Here is a 19,327-nt window from a genome sequence, read left to right on the forward strand (position 1 = left end):
CCCGGGAATGTCCGGACAAAATTCAGTCAACCAACCGCGAAAGAACGCATTGTTTTTTGACGTTTTTTGCCTATATTGCGCTGCAAACGCGTAGGGTGCCCGGTCGATCTGGCCGGGCTTCCTTTTTAGGCGGAAAGCGCCCGTTTCCTTGTCTTGCAGCGTTGTTTCGAAAAGAGGTCCCGGTTCGACCGGCGAGATCGCGCTTAACCCATTGTTCGACCGCAAAGAAGCTCACTCATGAACCTTCGCAACGTCGCCATTATCGCCCACGTCGACCACGGCAAGACGACCCTGGTCGACCGCCTCCTCCAGCAATCCGGCACGTTCCGCGAGAACCAGAAAGTGACCGAGCGCGCCATGGATTCCAACGATCTGGAGCGCGAGCGTGGCATCACCATTCTGGCCAAGGCGGCCTCGGTGCAGTGGAAGGATACCCGCGTCAACATTGTCGACACCCCTGGCCACGCCGATTTCGGCGGCGAGGTCGAGCGTATCCTCAACATGGTGGACGGCGCGCTGGTGCTGGTAGACGCCGCTGAAGGCCCGCTGCCGCAGACCAAATTCGTGGTCTCGAAGGCGCTCAAGGTCGGGCTGAAGCCGATCGTCGTCATCAACAAGGTCGATCGCCCCGACGCACGCCCGACCGAAGTCATCAACGAGGTGTTCGACCTATTCGCGGCGCTCGATGCCAGCGAGGAGCAGCTCGACTTCCCGATCCTCTACGGGTCGGCCAAGCAGGGCTGGATGGCCGAGAGCCCCGAGGGTCCGAAGGACAAGGGCATGGAGCCGCTGTTCGACCTGATCCTGCGCCATGTCGCCCCGCCCAAGGTCGAGGAGGGCCCGTTCCGCATGATCGGCACGATCCTGGAGGCCAACCCCTATCTCGGCCGCATCATCACCGGCCGCATCTCGTCCGGCGTGCTCAAGCCGAACCAGCAGGTCAAGGTGCTGAACGCCGACGGCAAGCTGGTCGAGCAGGGCCGCATCACCAAGATCCTGGCTTTCCGCGGCCTCGAGCGCACGCCGCTCGATGAGGCCGAAGCCGGCGACATCGTCGCCATCGCGGGCCTCACCAAGGGCACCGTCGCCGACACCTTCTGCGATCCGACCGTCGAGGTGCCGCTGCCGGCGCAGCCGATCGATCCGCCGACCGTGTCGATGTCTTTCATCGTCAACAATTCCCCGCTCGCCGGCACCGAAGGCGACAAGGTGACGAGCCGCATGATCCGCGACCGTCTGCTCCGCGAAGCCGAGGGCAACGTCGCGTTGCGCGTCGTCGAAGCTGCCGATAAGGACGCGATGGAAGTGTCGGGCCGCGGCGAATTGCAGCTCGCGATCCTGATCGAGACCATGCGCCGCGAGGGCTTTGAGCTCTCGGTGTCGCGCCCGCGCGTCGTGTACCAGAAAGACGAGGCCACCGGCGCCACCATGGAGCCGATCGAGGAAGTCGTGATCGACGTCGACGAGGAGCATTCCGGCGTCGTCGTGCAGAAGATGAGCGAGCGCAAGGCCGAGCTGATCGAGATGAAGCCCTCTGGCGGCAACCGCCTGCGGCTGGTGTTCTACGCTCCGACCCGCGGCCTGATCGGCTACCAGGGCGAACTCCTCACCGACACGCGCGGCACCGCGATCATGAACCGCCTGTTCCATGGCTATGCGCCGTACAAGGGCGAGATCCAGGGCCGTCGCAACGGTGTGCTGATTTCCAACGATCAGGGCGAGGCGGTGGCCTATGCCATGTTCAAGCTGGAAGACCGCGGCCCGATGATGATCGAGCCGGGCTGGAAGGTCTATCGCGGCATGATCGTCGGCGAGCACACCCGCGACAACGATCTCGAGATCAACGTGCTCAAGGGCAAGCAGCTCACCAACATCCGCACCACGTCCAAGGACGAAGCGGTGCGCCTGACTCCGCCGATCAAGATGACGTTGGAAAAGGCGCTCGCCTATATCGAGGACGACGAGCTCGTCGAGGTCACGCCGAAGTCGATCCGCCTGCGCAAGAAGCACCTCGATCCGAACGAGCGCAAGCGCGCGGAGAAGGCGAAGGAAGCTGTGGCGTAACTCGCCGTCATGCCCCGCGAAAGCGGGGCATCCAGTACGCCGCGGCTTCTCCGCATCTCGCAACCGTCTCTGGAATACTGGATCACCCGCCCCAGTGCGCAATTGCGCACAAGGCGGGTGATGACGCCTCACATTGTGGTGGCTTCAGCGCGCACGGCGAACGTGCTAGAGCCAGCGCATGAGTTCCCTCCCCTCCTCAGTCGACGTCGCGATCATTGGCGCCGGCGCCGCCGGGCTCGGCGCAGCGCAGGCGCTGAAGGATTCCGGCCTGTCGCTGATCGTGCTCGAAGCGCGCGGCCGCATCGGCGGACGCGCATGGACCGTGCAGGCATCGCCGGAGGTGACGTTTGACGTCGGCTGTGGCTGGCTGCATTCGGCGGACAAGAATTCCTTCGTCCCAATCGCCCGGCAACTCGATTTCGAGATCAACACGGACCTGCCGCCCTGGGGCGATCGCGCCTTCGGCGATGCGTTTCCGGAGGCTGAGCGCAAGGACTTTGTGCGCGCGATTGACGAGTTCTACGAACGAATCTGCGAGGTTGCTGAGAAGGGCGAGGATGCGCCTGCCGCCGGTTATCTCGAGCCAGGCAATCGCTGGAATCCGATGATCGATGCGGTCTCGACCTATGTGAACGGGTGCGAGCTCGATCAGGTCTCGATCCTCGACATGGAAGCCTACGAGGACACCTATTTCAATTGGCGCGTGCGCGCCGGATATGGGACGCTGATCGCGGCCTATGGCGCGCCCTGCCCGGTCGCGCTGAACTGCAACGTCATGCTGATCGACCATTCCGGCGAGCGCATCCGCCTCGAAACCTCGCTCGGCACGCTTGATGCCGGGAGAGTCATCGTCACCGTACCGACCAATCTGATTGCCGAGGAGGCGATCCGCTTTTCTCCGGCGCTGCCAGCCAAGGTCGACGCCGCACGCGGCTTGCCGCTCGGCATCGACGACAAGGTGACGCTGGCGCTGGAGGATGCAGAAGCCTTCCCAATCGAGGGAAACTTGCGCGGCGCGACCATGCGCACCGCAATGGGCACCTACCACATACGCCCGTTCGGCCAGCCCTGCATCGACGGCTTTTTCGGCGGCCGGTTTGCGCGCGATCTGGAAGATGCCGGTGTCGGCGCGTTCGCCACGCAAAGCATCGACGAGATCGCGGGCTTTCTCGGCAACGACATCAGGCGCAAGCTGAGACCGCTCTGCGAGTCTCGCTGGGCGCTCGATCCCTTCGCCCGCGGCTCCTATTCGCACGCGCTGCCGGGTCATGCGGGAGATCGCGCCGTCCTGGCGGCGCCGGTCGATGACCGGCTGTTCTTCGCGGGAGAGGCGACATCGCCGAATTTCTTCTCGACAGCGCATGGCGCACGAGACAGCGGGGAGCGCGCGGCGAGGGAAGTGCTGGCGGCGATAGTGAAGGCGTATTAGCAGACTCCGTCATTGCGAGCGCAGCGAAGCAATCCAGAATCTTTCCGCGGTGACAGTCTGGATTGCTTCGCTGCGCTCGCAATGACCGGTTACTCGATCACCCGCGCCCGCAAGTCCGCGTCCGGCACGAAGCAGGCATCGTACTTGCCGAAGATGCGATAGCGGTTGCGCGCGATGAGGCTGTACACGGGGTCCCGCAGCGGCTTCGGCACGGCGAATAGTGCGCGCACCCAGCCCCATCCCGGCAAATGCGACAGCACGGTCAGCGCGGCGTCCGACTTTAAGAACGCCTCGCCGTCGTGGACGACCGCATTGGTGTCGGGATCCTCGGGATCAATCCCGAACGTCTTCGCGAGCCTGGTTCCGTAGTCCGACTGGATAGGCGTGAAGCGGAAACGCTTCGCCGTATCGCGCTGCGCGACGAAGCGCACCCAGCGCGAGCAGAAGACGCAGACGCCGTCGAACAGGATCACGTCGTCGTCGGGCCATTTGGGCATCAGAGTCTCTTTCTTGACGCGTTTCCTTCACGCGAACCGGTCGTCACTTCGCTCGAAAACGCTATCGATTGTCCAGCATCATGAGCGCGACCAGCATCAGCACGATGGCCGGGCCCGTCTTCACGAGTGCGCCGAGCGGTTCGATCCAGAGATCGGGCGTGAGGATCGCTGCACCCACCATATAGCCGAGCGAGGCGACGAGGCCGGCGACGAGGCCAAGGGCCGACGTGCGCCGGAAGGCGATCAACAGACCGATACTCATATCCATCAGGCTCGTCCCGATCGTGATCGGATCGACCAGCGCCGGCGGAAAATTGTGCGCGATCAAAATTCCGGCGGCAGCGCGATAGGACACAAACAGCGCAATGAAGCCGGAAACGATCCAGAACGCGACCAGGCTCGCGATGATCAGCGCCTTGGCCAGGAACAGCCGCGCGAACCATTTGTCCTGGATGGTGGCGGGATGCCGCCCGATCACGTCAGTCAGGGTCTTCGGCGCAATGCCGGTCGCGGCGATCCACGGCGATGAATCGCCGGTGACGCCGCGGCGCAGCTCGGCGATGGCGGTCGTCCGCATCGGCGGCGTCCAACCGAGCCGGCTCGTGAGATCGCCGAGCCTGGCGCCGAGATCGAGCAGGACCGAGGGCATCGCGACATGCGGCCAGCCCGCCGTGCCGAACGCAAGACGAAAACGCTTGATGACGCCGGCCATCGTGACCGGCTCGGGTTGCATCAGGTCCCAGCTCACGGCTTTCACCGATGCATCGCCGATGTCGCGCGCGGCAAGCCAGGCGATGGTGGCGGCGATATCCTCGACCGCAACAGGCTGGAACGGCGTCGCCATCTCCGTGTCGGGCAGGTCAATGGGAAAGGCGGCGAGTGCGCGCAGCAGCGCGCTGCCGCCATAAGCCGATGGTGCAACCACAAAGCCGGGCCGCAGGATCGCATGGGCAACGCTAGAGGCAGAAATCAGCCGCTCGGCCTCGCGCTTGGTTGTCGCGAACGCGGTGCGATCGGCCTCTGCCGTGCCGGGAATCGAGATGTGCACGAGGCGGATCGCACGGTCACTGTCGCCGATCGCCTGCAGCAGGCGCGCGACGAAATCGCGGTGCACGGCATGTGTGTCGCCGCCGGGTCCGTCCTGGAGCACACCGAGGCAGTTCACGACGACATCGACCGCATGCTCCTTCAAGAGACGCGTCAGCGCGGCCGCCTCGAGGGCGAGGATCGGCAGCTCGATGTCCAGCGGGCTCATCTTCCGCGCCGGCGACAGGCTTCGTGCGAGACCGACCACGCGAAAGCCGCGCGCGCGGAGATTGTCGGTGACGAAGCGGCCGATCAGGCCGGAAGCGCCGAGCAGGAGAATGTTGGCCTTACTCATCGTGTCCCTCAAAACGGCTTTGCGACCATCAGCCAGAGGATCAGCATGGTCGCACCGAAGCCGGGAAAGCCGAAGGCGAACCAGCGGCGGAACAGCACGAAGTAGCGCTGTGGAAGCGCGGCGTGCTGTTCGCATGCCTTGCGCGCGAGATCGCGCATCTCGATCTGCATGATCACGACGGGGACCCAGAACAGGCCTGCCACGACATAGAGCGCAATCGCGGCAAGCAGCCAGCGCTCCGCGACCGACGTGGCCGACAGCACCATCAGGAGGCCGCCACTGACCGGCTGCATGATCACCGCCGAAAACGTGAAGATGGCGTCCGCGATCACCACCACCGAGGCGGTGCGCGCGATGAATTCCGCGTCGTGCGTGCGATGCGCCATCAGCATGAAGAAGGCGATGCCGGCGCCGGTGCCGAGGATGACGATGGCGCCGAGCACATGCAGATATTTGATCAGGAAATACAGTGTCATGGCTTCTTGGTCGCCACTGGCCTTGGCAGGTTCAGCGCGCGCTCAAGTGCCTTGCCTGCAGCTTTGACGCCCGCCTCCGTCTCGATCATCCAGTGGCCTTCACTGCCGACCGGGGGCACCGCCTGAAAATCCACTTTGCCACCGCCGCGGCTAAACGCATCTGCCAATTGCCTGGCGAAGACCGGAGAGAAATACGTATCATTGGCCGCCACGAACCAGGTGACCGACGCTCGGGCGACCTTGCCGAATTCACTCGCCGCAAGCTTCAGCGTATTTGGTGCGCAAACCTTGTCCGGGGCGTCATTGGCATGACCGCCGCGTCCCGGCGCAAATACGATGATCGCGGAAATGGTCTTCGGATCGGCATTGGCGAGCGCGAGCGCGCCCCAGCCGCCGGCGGAATGGCCGAGCACGACCGCACCATCCTTGCGGACGAAATCCTGCTTTCGCAAGAATTCCAGCCCAAGCGATATCTCGTCCGCGGTGGCGCGGCCGGCGCGCGCATAATCCGCCTCATCACAGCCGCCCTGATCCTCGACATAGCGACCGCCGGTTGCGCCGTGACCGAGCCGTTCCGGCACCAGCACGGCAAAGCCGCGCGCAGTTAGGAACGCGACGAGCGCGCGGTATTCCGGCTGCGGCATTTGCGCACGACGCAGCACGTTCTGCGTCGAGGCATGGGCGATGACGGCCAGTCGATAGGGACCGGCTCCATGCGGACGAAACAGCAGCGCATGCGCCGCAATCTCGCTGTCCGGCGACGGCACGCGCCATTGCTGCCGGCGAAACGGCTCGCCTTCCTCCCCCACGGGGCCAAATACGACCTGCGCGCGCAAAGGCGGCGCAATGAGCGCAGCCAGCACGGGCAAAAGGGCAAGCGCGAAAGAGAATCGCATGGAATCGCTGGAAGCGAGAGGGATGGCGGTGGCCAGACTAGTAGGAACGAATCATTCTGGGCGGACTTTCTGCGTTGCCTGAGCCGTCCACTCGCTGCTGCAAGGTGGTTTTGCACCGACGCATGACAAGCCGTTGCCGTTCGACGCGTTGCTTTGTTCTCTTTCGGTACACCAAGGACAAAATACTGATGCAGAAGGGCAAAATACTGATGCAGAAAGTCCACAGGTTAACCGATAATTAACGATGGGTCTTGCCGCCGGCGCGGCGAGTTGATTTGATCGCATCCATGAGCACAACCCTGATCGAGGTTCGGCCGGCCAAAGCTGCAGACGCTACTGCGGTGGCGTGCACGCACGACGAGGCTTGGCGCTCGGCCTATCAGGGCATCATCCCCGGCGCCGAGCTGGAGAAGCTGATCAACCGCCGTGGTCCGCAATGGTGGGACAGCGCGATTCGCAAAGGTAGCCGCGTCAGCGTGCTGGTGTTCGGCGACAGGATCGCGGGCTATGCCAATTACGGGCGCAACCGCGCCCGCAGCCTGCATTTCGACGGCGAGATCTACGAGCTCTATCTGCGTCCGGAATTCCAGGGCCTCGGCTTCGGCCGGCGGCTGTTCGCCGCCGCCCGCCGCGACCTGATGCAGAGCGGGCTGAAGAGCATGGTGGTATGGGCGCTCTCGGATAATGATCCGGCAACCGAGTTCTACCGGGCACTGGGCGGCCGCATGGTGGCGCGTTCCTCGGAGCGTTTCGGGCCGAAATCGCTCGACAAGATTGCCTTCGCGTGGACCAATTGAGCTGCTGAAACGCCAGCCGGCAGCGCTTCCCTCCGTCGATACCGCTGCCTTTTGAGCCGGTAGTCGCTGGATTCATAATTTCACAAAAGTTCGATGGATAGGCGGGCCAAGCCCGCGTATGACAGTGCCAAATCGCTGCCGGGCGCGATTTCACCTCGGCAATAACGGAGCCTTGAATGCGTATCGATGCGGTCTCGATCGGGACCAACACCCCACACGAAGTCAACGTCATCATCGAAGTGCCCGTGGGCGGTGAACCGATCAAATACGAGATGGACAAGGAGGCCGGAACGCTGGTCGTCGACCGCTTCCTGTACACGCCGATGCGTTACCCCGGTAACTATGGCTTCATCCCGCACACGCTGTCCGACGACGGCGACCCCTGCGACGTCCTGATCGTCAACACCCGCGCCATCATCCCCGGCGCCGTCATGAGCGTGCGCCCGGTCGGCGTGCTGTTCATGGAAGACGAGGCCGGCGGCGACGAGAAGATTCTGGCGGTGCCGTCGTCAAAACTGACGCAACGCTACGACAAGGTGAAGTCGTACAGCGACCTACCGGACATCACGCTGCAACAGATCCAGCACTTCTTCGAGCACTACAAGGACCTCGAGAAGGGCAAGTGGGTGAAGATCCTGCGCTGGGGTGGCCCGGATGAGGCCCACAAGCTGATCCTCGAAGGCATGGATCGGGCAAAAAAGAAGAAGTGACGCCCAGCCGTCATTCCGGGGCGCACGAAGTGCGAACCCGGGATCTCGTGCAGTAACTTTTGGATTCCGGGTTCGGTGCTTCGCACCGCCCCGGAATGACAGCTTCAAACCGCCGGCTTCGGCAGGCCTGCGATCGCACAGGCCGCGCGCAACGTGTTCACCAGAAGGCAGGCGACCGTCATCTGGCCGACGCCGCCCGGCACCGGTGTGATCGCGCCGGCAACCGCGAGCGCTTCCTGATAGGCAACATCACCGACGAGGCGGGTCTTGCCGTCATCCTTCGGGAGGCGGTTGATGCCGACGTCGATCACGGTCGCACCCGGCTTCAGCCAGTCCCCGCGCACCATTTCGGGGCGGCCCACCGCGGCATAGACGAGATCTGCGCGTTTCACGAGCCCGGGCAGGTCGCGCGAGCGCGAATGCGCGATCGTCACCGTGGCGTTCTGATTCAGCAGCAACTGCACCAGCGGACGGCCGACCAGGTTGGAACGGCCGATGACGATGGCGTTCAGGCCCTCGAGCGAAGCGTGCACGCTCTTGGTCAGGATGATGCAGCCGAGCGGCGTGCAGGGCGACAGCGCCTCGAAGCCGCCGGCAAGCCGGCCGGCATTGTTCGGATGCAGTCCATCGACGTCCTTGGCGGGGTCGATGGCATTGATGACGGCCTCGGTGTTGAGGCCCTTCGGCAGCGGTAGCTGCACCAGAATGCCGTGCACGGCGGGGTCGCGATTGAGTTTGGCGACGAGCGCCAGCAGATCGGCCTGCGAGACATCGGCCGGCAGCTTGTGCTCGAACGAGGCCATACCGGCGGCTTGCGTCTGGGTGTGCTTGGAGCGGACATAGACTTCGCTGGCGGGGTCATTGCCGACCAGGACCACCGCAAGTCCCGGCACCAGATTGTGCTCGCGCTTGACGCGGGCAACCTCGTCGGCGACGCGGCCGCGAAGCTCCGCGGCAATGACTTTTCCATCGATGATCTTGGCGGTCATGTCAGTTCCCTGATTGCCTGGATTTAGCCGAGGCGAGCTGGCGCAGCGTATCGCCAAGCTGCACCGGATCGCCATCGACCCCGATCTGCTTCAAGCGCGACGTCGGCCCGGACAGCAGCTTCACGCTGGCCTTGGGCACGCGAAGCGATTTCGCCAGCAGCGCCAATACCGCCCGATTGGCCTCGCCGCCATCGGCGACGGCACGCACGCGCACCTTGAGCACGCTGCGGCCGTCGGAGAGCTGCTCGATCCCGTCGATATCGTCGCGGCCGCCGCGCGGCGTCACCCGCAAGGCGATGCTGATGCCCGAGGCGGAGGTGCGCCAGGGCTCGCCCGCTACCAAGGCTCCGCCTGCGCCGCGTTAGAGTACGTTGGGGTAGATGTAGTACGTGATCACCCGTTCTATGAACATGATGATCAGAATCAAGATGATCGGCGAGATGTCGATGCCGCCGAGGTTGGGCATGAAGTTGCGAATCGGCGCCAGCACCGGTTCGGTAATGCGGTAAAGGAACTCCGCCACGGCTGAGACGAATTGATTGCGGGTGTTCACGACGTTGAAGGCGATCAGCCAGGACAGGATCGCGGCGGCGATCAGCAGCCAGACGTAGAGGTCGAGCACGATGATGACGATGTCGAGAACGGCACGCATGGCTGTGAAAACTCTGGTTCCGGTGGGGATTGACGCCTTTTGCTAAATACCGGTTCCCCCCGACCCAAACAAGGGAAGTCCCGGCGCCCGCAGGGGCTAAATCGCGCGTCCTTGACTTGACCTTGGCGGGGACTTAAATGGCGCCCGGTTGTCGGCCGCGTTCACCAGAGCGGCCAGCGATGGGGCCATAGCTCAGCTGGGAGAGCGCATCGTTCGCAATGATGAGGTCGGCGGTTCGATCCCGCCTGGCTCCACCACGCTCCGCCCTTCGGGCTACGCGTGGCACAGCCACGCCAGGGCCCGAAGGGCGGAGCGTGGTGTCCGGCGTAGCCCAAAGGGCAAAGCCGGACTCAGTAATTCGAATTCAGCCCCTACCTCCCCGTGAACCTCGGCGGCCGCTTCTCCATGAAGCTTGCCACGCCCTCGCGGAAATCGCTGCCGTTCAGCGCGATCAGCATCTCCCGGTTGGCCTCGATGGTGGCTTCGGCCAGTGTCTGGAATGGAACCTCATAGAGCTGCCGCTTGATCACGGCCATCGCGCTTGGCGAGACGAAGTCGGCAAGATCGCGGGCGTAGGCATAGGTCTCCTCGCGCAGCTTCTCGGGCGGGCAGAGCCGGTTGACCAGCCCGATCCGCAGCGCCTCGTCGCTTCCAACGCGCCGGGCCGACAGCAAGAGATCCATCGCATTGGCATGACCGACGATGCGCGGCAGCATCCAGGAGATTCCATGTTCGGCGATGAGTCCGCGCCGTGCGAAGGCGGTGGTGAACACGGTGTTGTCGGCGGCAAAGCGTAAGTCGCAATAGAGCGCGTGCACGAGTCCGATGCCGGCGGTCGCGCCGTTGAGCATGGCGATGATGGGCTTTCCGATCGAGGGATAGAAGCCATAGCGCGTCTGCCAATCCGGGCGGCGGTTCATGTCGAACGGCGGCAGGTTCGATGCGCGCCTGACGTCATCGGGGTCGAGCCCTTTCAGCGCGTCCATATCGGCGCCGGCGCAGAAGGCCCGGCCTGCGCCGGTCAGCACGATGACGCGAACATTGTCATCGCCGGCCGCCGATTCCATCGCGTGACGCACGTCGCGCTCCATGATCGGCGTCCATGCATTCATGCGATCGGGGCGATTGAGCGTGATGGTCGCGACCTTGTCGCTCACCTCATAGAGAATGTGTTCATAGGCCAAGGCGCTCTCCCTTTGTTTATCGGCACGCATTTGCACGCGCTCATTGGGAGCGAGCCTAGCATATCCAGCGATGAGCTAAGGACGAAGGTGCTGGCCGCGATCACTCGGCGGCTTGCGCAAGCAGCGGCCGGCGCGCCAGCCAGCCCGAGATGAAATGATCGAGCCAGGCGCGCTCCGCGACGTCGTAGACTGCGCGATCAGCGAAATGATGATGCCGCTGCCGCGCACCCGGCGCGCTCAGACCGTCATAGCCGCGCGTCGTCCAGCAATGCATCATCGCGTAGGTCACGTCGGGATGAAACTGGACGCCGAAGGCATTGCCGGTGCGGAACGCCTGCACCGGAAAATCGTCACCCTCGGCGAGCAGCTCGCCGCCAACGGGCAGCTCAAAACCCTCGCGATGCCAGTGATAGACCTGCGCCGGCCAGTCCGGACAGAGCGCCTGTCCCGCTGCGGTCGGGCGGATCGGATAGTAACCGATCTGCGTCAGCGCGTCTGGATGCGGCGCGACGGGGGCGCCGAGCTGCATCGCGAGCATCTGTGCGCCGAGGCAGATGCCGAGGAACGGCCGCTGTTCGCGCAATGGAATTTCGATCCAGTCGATCTCGCGGCGAATGTAGTCGTCGGAATCATTGGCGCTCATCGGCCCGCCGAAAAATACCGCGCCGGCGTGGGCGTCGAGCGTTGCGGGCAGGGGATCGCCAAAGCGAGGCCGGCGGATGTCGAGGCGATGACCAAGCGCGCGCAACGCGTTACCGACTCGGCCGGGGGTCGAGGACTCCTGGTGCAGGACGATCAGAACTGGCAACCGGCTCTCGCGATCGGAGGCGGCCGCCCCGGACGCCCTTCTGTTGCGGAAGGACACCACCTCTGCGCCACCAAGCCTGTCCGTCCGGAACGACATTGCCTCTGCGGGTGCTAGCGATTCAGACCGCCAGCATAACTAAGCGATCGTTAATTTCGTGTGAGTTCGCGCACACGCGGTTCATGAAGCAAGCTCCGGGCCAATACGGACCGCGTGTTCGGACTTAGCGCTTGCGCCTCTGAAACCGGCCGACCGCGGCCAGGATGAAGCCGCGCGGGAACAATCGCAGCAGGAACGGCACGATCTTGATGCCCAGACCGGGCAGGACCGCCCGCTTATTCGCCATCAGGCCGCGATAGGCGGCGAGCGCGACATCGGCGGCGGAGACGTTGAGGATCGCGGAATCGAAGCCGGGAGCGAAGCCGGCGCGGGCCTGAAACTCCGTCGGCACCGGACCCGGGCAAAGCACGGTGACACGAACGCCGCGCTTGCCGAGCTCGCAGCGCAAGGCTTCGGTGAAGGAGATCACATAGGCCTTGGACGCGTAGTACACGGCCATGCCCGGGCCGGGCAGGAAGCCCGCGACCGAGCCGACATTGAGAATTCCGCCCTTGTTTCTGACGAGCTGGTCGGCGAAGCGCAGCGAAAGATCCGTCAGCGCACGGATGTTCACGTCGATGATGCCGAGCTGTTCGGCGCGATCGCGCTCGATCGCATCGCCGAACACGCCGAAGCCGGCATTGTTGACGAGGTGATCAACTTCGACATCTTCGACCGCGAGGGCGGCCGCGATCTTCTCGCCTGCATCGGCCGCTTCCAGATCGCAGGCGACAATGATCGGCTTCTTGCCACCCTTGGCCGCGAGCTCGTTCGCGAGCACCTCCAGACGATCGGCTCTGCGTGCCGTCAGCACCAGGCGATGTCCGTTCGCGGCGAACACGCGCGCCAGCTCCGTACCTATGCCGGCCGAAGCACCGGTAATCAGCGTCACGCGGTCGGTCACGATCGAAAGCTCTTGAAGGCAGGAAAATCCTAAGACAACGCCGAAACGAGAGCATAGGCCGCGTGCGCGATGCAAGCGGCCTCACCGCATGGCGCGTTGCGCGAAAGATGGGCAAAGTGGAAAGCCCGCTGATTTCCATGGGTTTTCGTCGGCCGCGGCGACCGCCGATACATTAAAGTTTCGTCATGTCATGATCACCACCCGGACGAGCGGCGGGACGAACCGGCTCAGCCGCCGATGGCCCCCTGCTTGACCTGACCACTGGGGCGGTTGGCGACGGCATGCTTCAGATCGATGCGGTCGCGCTGAGAAATGCCGAGCAGGTCGGATGCACGCCAGACGACGTTGTCCTCGAACTCGGTCACCTGGCCGTCCGCGTAGACCAGCTCCCACATCATCTGAACGATGCGCTTGCGTCCCTCTTCGTCGACCGAACGCATGATGACGCTGGTGAAATGGTAGAGGTCGACGGCCTCGCCTTCGACCTGGGTCGCGTCCGCAATCAGGCGGTCCGCGGTGCCGCGATCCAGGCCGAAATGGCTTTCGATCAGGCCGTGCAGCTTGCGCCGCTCGGTCTCGCTCGGCTGACCGTCCAGCGAGATCACGTGGATCAGCAGCGCGGTTGCCGCCAGCCGGTAATCGCCGTCGCCGAAGGCGCGGTCCTGGGCATGAGGGGCAACAATCTCAGCGATGAATTGGCGCAAGCCGTCCAGCATGAGTCCTACCGAAATCGACGAAGCCGCGGGAAGCGGCTTCTGCAAGTATTATATGAGCGGGAAACTCGATCGGCGCAACGTGTGTCAGTTCCGCGCGTGCATTACGTTTCTGCAATCTGAATGCTGTCATTTCAGCACGCGAGGCTAGCCGATTCCTCTGATGTCGTCCTGGCGAAAGCCAGGACGACGTTGGGGTGACGTGTTGGGGTGACGTGATGCCGCGCCCGTCATGATCGAGATCGCGGCATTCACAACAGCCATCATCACGGTATCTCGTACACCACCATCTTGTCGGCAATGCCGCGCAGCGCGGCCTGCTTCTGGATCGGCCTGATCGCGCGCTGCTCCAGGATTTCCGCAACCGCCGGCGCATCCAGCACCGGCCCGGTGATGTGGATCTCCTGCGCGGTCGACAGGCTCTGCACGCGCGCGGCGATGTTGACGGTCTGGCCGAAATAGTCCTGTCGCTCATTCAACATCACTGCAAGGCACGGCCCCTCATGGATGCCGATCTTGAGAACGAGATCGTTGGCGCCGCGTTGTTTGTTCAATTCATCCATGGCTGCACGCATGCGCAGACCCGCCGTGATCGCGTGCTCGGGTCGGATGAAGGTTGCCATGACGGCATCGCCGATCGTCTTCACGACTGCCCCCTTCTCGGCGGCAATGATCTCCAGCAGCGCACGAAAGTGCGCTCGCACGAGGTCAAAGGCACTGAGATCGCCGACCCGCTCGTACAGCGCCGTCGACCCCTTCAGGTCGGTGAACAGGAAGGTCAGCGACGTGATCTTCAAGCGCTGGTCGACATTGAGATTGTCCGCCTTGAAGACGTCGCGGAACGTCTGATTGGACAGCATCCGCTTGGCGGTCAGGATCGGCTTGCGCTTGCCGATCATCTCATGCAACGCGTCGGCGGCAATCCAGACCGAGGGCAACACCCGGTTGTCCGATTGATTCTCGAGTGTGAGGCGCAACGGCCCGGGGCGCATCACAGTGGTCCCCGTGGGCGCCTCCAGTTTGTTGAATATGATCGAAAGCTGCTGACGTTCGCTCGTCGGGTCACCCTGAACGTCCAGGAAGTGGGCAGAATGGGTGACCGGCTCGAAGACGATGATGAACTGGCTGGGCAAGTTCAGCGAGAGGATCGCCTTTTCGCCAGCCGGCAATTCGAGTGCTTCGAGCGTTACGTCGTTGATCAGGCGCGAAAAAGATTCATCGTTGATGTCGACTCCGGAACTCCAAAACATCTGCCGGACATATTCCCAGATCGGCAACGTGTCGGGATCGTGAGCACCGATGCGGCGGACCCGGGGACTGACGGTAAAAGCCACCTCGACCATCTCATCGACGGACGCTTCGTAGCCGGCGGCACAGAGCGCACAGTTGTAGTCGTCGTGCTTCAGTGATTTCAGCGTTGCATGCGCACCCAAAACTCCTCCGCAGCCGGGGCACAGCACGTTCCAGCTCATGTCGAACAGGCCGAGCCGCGAGGCGTGCAGGAATCCGGAAATGACCTTCTCCTGATCGAGCCCGGTACGATCGGCAAAATCCAGCGCATTGATGCGGTTGAGGTCGCGATCATGACCATCGGCGATCAGCCGCGCTATGGCCTCGACGACTGCGGGATCGGCGGTCTGCTTCAGAACGGATAACTGGGCCTGTATGTCGCTCATGGCGGGGCTCTATCTAGGGTGCATCACGCCATCTGCCAGGCGAACGCCTGTCACCGACGCGTGATGCGAAACATGGGTGAATGGTCCGGCTGCGTCGTGACGACGCCGAGCGGAATGACGGGATTGGCGTCGACGAGCTCGACGCGGAACGCGCCGATGAGCCTCGCCAGCGCCAGCACGGCTTCCGCCTGGGCGAAGGGCGCGCCGACGCAGACGCGCGGTCCCGCGCCAAACGGCAAGTAAGCGAAGCGATCGGGCGCCTCGGTCGACATGAAGCGCTTCGGGACGAATGCGTTCGGCTGATCCCACAGCTTCTCGTGCCGGTGCAACAGCCACGGTGCGATCATGATGATATCGCCCTTGCCGATCGCAACGCCGGCCGCGTCGTCCTTGTCCCGCGCCGCCCGCGCGATCAGGAAAGCCGGCGGATAGAGCCGCATGGTCTCCTCGATCACGGCGCGGGTGAATTTCTGACGGTCGATGTCGGCGATGCTGTCGAGATGCTCGCCGCGGGTTTCCGAGGCGACGTCCTCCTGCGTCTCCGGATCGAGCGCGAGCAGATAGAGCGCCCAGAACAGCGCGGTCGCGGTGGTCTCGTGACCCGCCAGGATCATGGTCGCGACCTCATCGACAAGCTGCGCGTCGGAAAAGCCCTTGCCGGTCTCGGGATCGCGCGCCTCGTCCATGAGATCGAACAGATCGCGCGGCGGCGCGCCGTCCTTCTTCCCCGCCGCACGCCGTTCGGCGATCAGCATCGCAACGAATTCGGTCCAGCGCTTGCGGAAGCGGGCGCGGGCAAAATCCATCGGGCTCGGCCAGGACACGGGCAGCACCATGTCGAGGAAGTACGCCCGTCCCAGACGCTCGGCGTATTCCATGATGAAGCTGCGCAAGGTCGGACCATGGCGGTCCATGCCGAACGAGAACATCGTGCGGCCGGCGATCTCGAGCGTCATGCGCTGCATGACCTCGCGCAGATCGACGGTTTCGCCCACGCACCCATCCAGCTTCGCGATGGTCTCGTCGAGCACCGCAGTCATATGCGGGACGAGGTTGGCGGTGGCGCGAGGCGTAAACGCAGGCGCCAGCGTGCGGCGCTGAAACGTCCAGGAATGACCTTCCGCGATCAGAAGACCATCACCGAGCACGGGACGCAGCATGCGGATGCCCGCCGGCGTGCGCGTGTAGTTCTCGTAGTTGCTGACCAGGACATGCCGGATCACGTCCGGCCGGTTCAGGATGAAGCTGTTGCGGAAGAAAAAGCGACCCGGGATGATCTCTTCCTCGTAGGCACGCTGCGCCCAGGTCGCGATCATGTTTCGCCGGATCACCGCGAGCTTGCCAAGGAACGACATGTCGTCCGGCGCACGCGGCGGGGCTGGAGGGACGATGGGCCGACGCACGCTGGCGATGTTCATGGCTCTCTCCCCGCATATATCGCGTGGATAAACAGCTAGTAAGTCAGCTCGGCAATCGCAATCCTGTTCTCGGCAGCAGGCCGGGCCCGTGCCACTATTCGTTCTTCGCCAAACTGGGCCACGACGTTACGCCCGACCTCTACGACCGGAAGGCGCAGGGTTGCTGCCGAATCCGTCGGCACGCCCGGCTTGACGTCGGCCGGCTCCGATGACGTTGCGGGTGGCATAGCCGCCGCGCGAGCTGCCGACCAGCGCCACGCGAGCCGCACCCGTGCGGCGCTTCAGCTCAGTGATGGACGCAGCGAGTTCGCGGCATCGATCCGGACGGTCGCAGCCGCGAAGGGCAGGGTGCCGAGGCCCTGCACGATAGTCCGTCGCGATAGCTTCATCGTGTTCCTCCCCGGCGAACTCAGCCTTTGCACCGCTTATAGACGTCTAAACACTGGACAGCGAAGGACTTTCGCGGGCATCACTGAACCCGACTGGAATCGCTGAGGCCACTTCTGCCAGCTCAAATGGAAGGGGATATGACCGAGCAGCCGAAACGTCAGAGAATTGCCGCCGACGGCATCACCGCACCGCTGCGGTACACCGTATTCCGGCGCATCTGGCTCGCCAGCCTGCTCTCCAATCTCGGCCTTCTGATCCAGGGCGTCGGCGCCGCCTGGGCCATGACCCAGATGGCGGCCTCGGCCGACAAGGTGGCGCTGGTGCAGACCGCGCTGATGCTGCCGATCATGCTGATCTCGATGCCGGCCGGCGCCATCGCCGACATGTACGACCGCCGCATCGTCACCCTGGTGTCGCTGTCAATCGCGCTGATCGGTGCGACCGCGCTCACGGTGCTGGCCGGGCTCAAGCTCATCACCCCGGAATGGTTGCTCGCCTTCTGCTTCATCGTCGGAAGCGGCAATGCGCTGTTCGGTCCAGCCTGGCAATCCTCCGTCAGCGAGCAGGTGCCGCCCGACGCGCTGCCATCAGCCGTCGCGCTGAATGGCATCAGCTACAACATCGCGCGCAGCTTCGGTCCCGCGATCGGCGGCGTCATCGTCGCCGCGGCCGGCGCGGTCGCCGCCTTTGCCTGCAATGCCATCCTCTATTTGCCCCTGCTGGTGGTGCTGCTGCTCTGGCGGCGCACCACCGAACCCTCGCGCCTGCCGCGAGAAAAGCTCAACCGGGCCATGGTCTCCGGCTTCCGCTACATCACCAATTCGCCGCCAATCAAGATCGTGCTGTTGCGTACCCTGGTGATGGGCCTGATCGGCGGCGCGGTGATGGCGCTGATGCCGCTGGTCGCGCGCGACCTCCTGCATGGCGGCGCCCAGACCTACGGCATCATGCTGGGCGCCTTCGGCATGGGCGCGGTCGTCGGGGCGCTCAACATCCATGAACTGCGCAAGCGCATGAGCGGCGAGGCGGCGATCCGCGCCTGCACCATTTCGATGGCGTTCGCGATGGCGGCGCTTGCCGCGAGCACCGAACCGGTGCTGACCGCGGCCGCGCTGGTGCTCGCGGGAGCCGTGTGGATGGCCGCCGTCGCGCTGTTCAATATCGGTGTGCAGCTCTCGGCGCCGCGCTGGGTCGCAGGACGATCGCTCGCGGCGTTCCAGGCCTCGATCTCGGGTGGCATTGCGATTGGCGCCTGGGGCTGGGGGCACCTCACCGACTATGCTGGCGTCGAGATCGCGCTTCTGGTGGCCGCCGGCCTGATGCTGATCTCGCCGCTCTTGGGACTATGGCTGGCCATGCCGCGCGTCGGCGCGCGCAACGAGGACGCCGAGGTGCTGGCCGATCCGGAAGTGAAGCTGTCGCTCACGGGGCGCAGCGGGCCGCTGGTGGTCGAGATCGAATACCGCGTCACGCAGGAGAACGCGCGCGCCTTCCACAACGTGATGCAGGACGTGCAGCTCAGTCGCCAACGCAACGGCGCCTATGGCTGGTCGATCGCGCGCGACATCGCCGATCCCGAATTGTGGACCGAGCGCTATCACTGCCCGACCTGGCTCGACTATCTGCGCCAGCGCAACCGATCGACCCAGTCCGAACGCGCGCTGCACCAGCGCGCAATCGATTTCCATATCGGCCCTGAGCCGGTGCGGATCCGCCGCATGCTGGAGCGCCCGTTCGGCTCGGTGCGCTGGAAGGAAGAGACGCCGGACCGCGCGAGTGCCGAGGTGCTGCCGGTGGTCGCGACCGCGGCGGGGAGCAGCACGTAGCTCCACTGTCATTCCGGGCGCGCCGTCAGGCGCGAGCTATGACGCGCAATTGCGCATCTGAGAATCCATCTCTCCAGGCATATGCGGCTCGATGGATTCCGGGCTCATCGGCGCGCGATGCCCCGGAATCACAGGAAACAACTACTGCCCGTGGTCGGTCAGCACCTTGTCACAGGCCTTGCTGAGGCGCGTGCGGTTCTGTTTCAGGCAGGCGAGCACGGCTGAATCGCCATTGTTCATCACGGCGCGGCAGTGACGCGAGACATCGCGCGCGCAAGCATCGTGTCCCGGCTGCTGCTGCGCCGATACGCTCGATGCGATCAGGGCCAATGGAATAATGATAAGAAATCTGGTCATCTCGCAATTGCCCCATACCCGGACGATAGGCGGGCGAAGCTAAAGCGACGGTTCCACCGCTGCA

19 protein-coding genes, 1 tRNA gene and 1 pseudogene are annotated in these 19,327 nt (G+C 64.1%); 6 read left to right on the forward strand and 15 right to left on the reverse strand.

Features of this window, described 5'->3' with window-relative positions; genetic code table 11:
- The first annotated feature begins 237 nt into the window (after nucleotides 1–237).
- Both typA and MTR72_RS12815 read left to right on the forward strand, forming a co-directional pair.
- Nucleotides 238–2,064: a translational GTPase TypA gene (typA, locus tag MTR72_RS12810; protein ID WP_280967605.1), complete on the forward strand. Its 1,827-nt coding sequence runs from the start codon at nucleotides 238–240 to the stop codon at nucleotides 2,062–2,064.
- A gap of 178 nt (nucleotides 2,065–2,242) precedes the next feature.
- Entirely contained in the window at nucleotides 2,243–3,493 is a 1,251-nt protein-coding gene (locus MTR72_RS12815) for a flavin monoamine oxidase family protein (protein WP_280967604.1), read from the forward strand.
- A gap of 89 nt (nucleotides 3,494–3,582) precedes the next feature.
- Here the strand turns inward: MTR72_RS12815 and MTR72_RS12820 are convergent, their stop codons facing one another.
- The 4 genes from MTR72_RS12820 to MTR72_RS12835 form a co-directional block, all read right to left on the reverse strand.
- Entirely contained in the window at nucleotides 3,583–3,990 is a 408-nt protein-coding gene (locus MTR72_RS12820; RefSeq protein WP_280967603.1) for a thiol-disulfide oxidoreductase DCC family protein, read from the reverse strand.
- A gap of 61 nt (nucleotides 3,991–4,051) precedes the next feature.
- Nucleotides 4,052–5,371, reverse strand: a complete 1,320-nt coding sequence (locus MTR72_RS12825; protein ID WP_280967602.1) for an SDR family oxidoreductase — start codon at nucleotides 5,369–5,371, stop codon at nucleotides 4,052–4,054.
- 8 nt (nucleotides 5,372–5,379) lie between these two features.
- Nucleotides 5,380–5,847, reverse strand: coding sequence for a DUF2269 family protein (locus MTR72_RS12830; protein ID WP_280967601.1), 468 nt, complete (start codon nucleotides 5,845–5,847; stop codon nucleotides 5,380–5,382).
- Entirely contained in the window at nucleotides 5,844–6,743 is a 900-nt protein-coding gene (locus MTR72_RS12835) for an alpha/beta hydrolase family protein (protein ID WP_280967600.1), read from the reverse strand. Before MTR72_RS12835 ends, MTR72_RS12830 begins: the two co-directional genes overlap by 4 nt.
- Nucleotides 6,744–7,030: 287 nt before the next feature.
- On the opposite strand from MTR72_RS12835, the gene MTR72_RS12840 reads away from it, so the two are divergent.
- Both MTR72_RS12840 and ppa read left to right on the forward strand, forming a co-directional pair.
- A complete protein-coding gene (locus MTR72_RS12840; protein WP_280967599.1) occupies nucleotides 7,031–7,540 on the forward strand; it encodes a GNAT family N-acetyltransferase in 510 nt (169 codons plus the stop codon).
- A gap of 176 nt (nucleotides 7,541–7,716) precedes the next feature.
- A complete protein-coding gene (gene ppa / locus MTR72_RS12845; protein ID WP_280967598.1) occupies nucleotides 7,717–8,250 on the forward strand; it encodes an inorganic diphosphatase in 534 nt (177 codons plus the stop codon).
- A gap of 104 nt (nucleotides 8,251–8,354) precedes the next feature.
- Here ppa and folD read toward each other — a convergent pair whose 3' ends face one another.
- The 3 genes from folD to MTR72_RS12860 are packed head-to-tail and all read right to left on the reverse strand — an operon-like array spanning nucleotide 8,355 to nucleotide 9,891.
- On the reverse strand, nucleotides 8,355–9,239 hold the full coding sequence (folD, locus tag MTR72_RS12850) for a bifunctional methylenetetrahydrofolate dehydrogenase/methenyltetrahydrofolate cyclohydrolase FolD (protein WP_280967597.1): 885 nt from the start codon (nucleotides 9,237–9,239) through the stop codon (nucleotides 8,355–8,357).
- A gap of 1 nt (nucleotide 9,240) precedes the next feature.
- The gene (locus MTR72_RS12855) at nucleotides 9,241–9,582 is read right to left on the reverse strand and encodes a DUF167 domain-containing protein (RefSeq protein ID WP_280967596.1); all 342 of its coding nucleotides are present in this window, start codon (nucleotides 9,580–9,582) and stop codon (nucleotides 9,241–9,243) included.
- 18 nt (nucleotides 9,583–9,600) lie between these two features.
- Complete coding sequence (locus MTR72_RS12860) at nucleotides 9,601–9,891, reverse strand: YggT family protein (protein ID WP_280967595.1); 291 nt, start codon at nucleotides 9,889–9,891, stop codon at nucleotides 9,601–9,603.
- Nucleotides 9,892–10,072: 181 nt separating this feature from the next.
- Between MTR72_RS12860 and MTR72_RS12865 the strand changes: the two genes are divergently transcribed.
- A tRNA-Ala gene (locus MTR72_RS12865) sits at nucleotides 10,073–10,148 on the forward strand.
- Nucleotides 10,149–10,262: 114 nt separating this feature from the next.
- On the opposite strand, the gene MTR72_RS12870 is transcribed toward MTR72_RS12865, so the two are convergent.
- The 7 genes and pseudogenes from MTR72_RS12870 to MTR72_RS12900 all read right to left on the reverse strand — a co-directional run.
- On the reverse strand, nucleotides 10,263–11,075 hold the full coding sequence (locus tag MTR72_RS12870; RefSeq protein ID WP_280967594.1) for an enoyl-CoA hydratase: 813 nt from the start codon (nucleotides 11,073–11,075) through the stop codon (nucleotides 10,263–10,265).
- A gap of 100 nt (nucleotides 11,076–11,175) precedes the next feature.
- Entirely contained in the window at nucleotides 11,176–11,979 is an 804-nt protein-coding gene (locus MTR72_RS12875; RefSeq protein WP_280967593.1) for a glutamine amidotransferase, read from the reverse strand.
- Nucleotides 11,980–12,103: 124 nt separating this feature from the next.
- Entirely contained in the window at nucleotides 12,104–12,883 is a 780-nt protein-coding gene (locus MTR72_RS12880; RefSeq protein ID WP_280967592.1) for an SDR family NAD(P)-dependent oxidoreductase, read from the reverse strand.
- 227 nt (nucleotides 12,884–13,110) lie between these two features.
- The gene (locus tag MTR72_RS12885; protein WP_280967591.1) at nucleotides 13,111–13,599 is read right to left on the reverse strand and encodes a tellurite resistance TerB family protein; all 489 of its coding nucleotides are present in this window, start codon (nucleotides 13,597–13,599) and stop codon (nucleotides 13,111–13,113) included.
- Nucleotides 13,600–13,862: 263 nt separating this feature from the next.
- On the reverse strand, nucleotides 13,863–15,272 hold the full coding sequence (locus tag MTR72_RS12890; RefSeq protein ID WP_280967590.1) for an adenylate/guanylate cyclase domain-containing protein: 1,410 nt from the start codon (nucleotides 15,270–15,272) through the stop codon (nucleotides 13,863–13,865).
- Nucleotides 15,273–15,322: 50 nt separating this feature from the next.
- A complete protein-coding gene (locus tag MTR72_RS12895) occupies nucleotides 15,323–16,690 on the reverse strand; it encodes a cytochrome P450 (RefSeq protein ID WP_280967589.1) in 1,368 nt (455 codons plus the stop codon).
- Between the two features lie 35 nt (nucleotides 16,691–16,725).
- Nucleotides 16,726–16,896: pseudogene (locus MTR72_RS12900) on the reverse strand (hydrolase); the annotation flags it as partial.
- Between the two features lie 321 nt (nucleotides 16,897–17,217).
- Here MTR72_RS12900 and MTR72_RS12905 point away from each other — a divergent pair.
- On the forward strand, nucleotides 17,218–18,906 hold the full coding sequence (locus tag MTR72_RS12905; RefSeq protein WP_280967588.1) for an MFS transporter: 1,689 nt from the start codon (nucleotides 17,218–17,220) through the stop codon (nucleotides 18,904–18,906).
- 141 nt (nucleotides 18,907–19,047) lie between these two features.
- Here the strand turns inward: MTR72_RS12905 and MTR72_RS12910 are convergent, their stop codons facing one another.
- Complete coding sequence (locus tag MTR72_RS12910; protein ID WP_280967587.1) at nucleotides 19,048–19,263, reverse strand: hypothetical protein; 216 nt, start codon at nucleotides 19,261–19,263, stop codon at nucleotides 19,048–19,050.
- Between the last annotated feature and the right edge of the window lie 64 nt (nucleotides 19,264–19,327).

Source organism: Bradyrhizobium sp. ISRA442, assembly GCF_038085055.1.
In the GTDB taxonomy this organism is placed as follows: domain Bacteria; phylum Pseudomonadota; class Alphaproteobacteria; order Rhizobiales; family Xanthobacteraceae; genus Bradyrhizobium.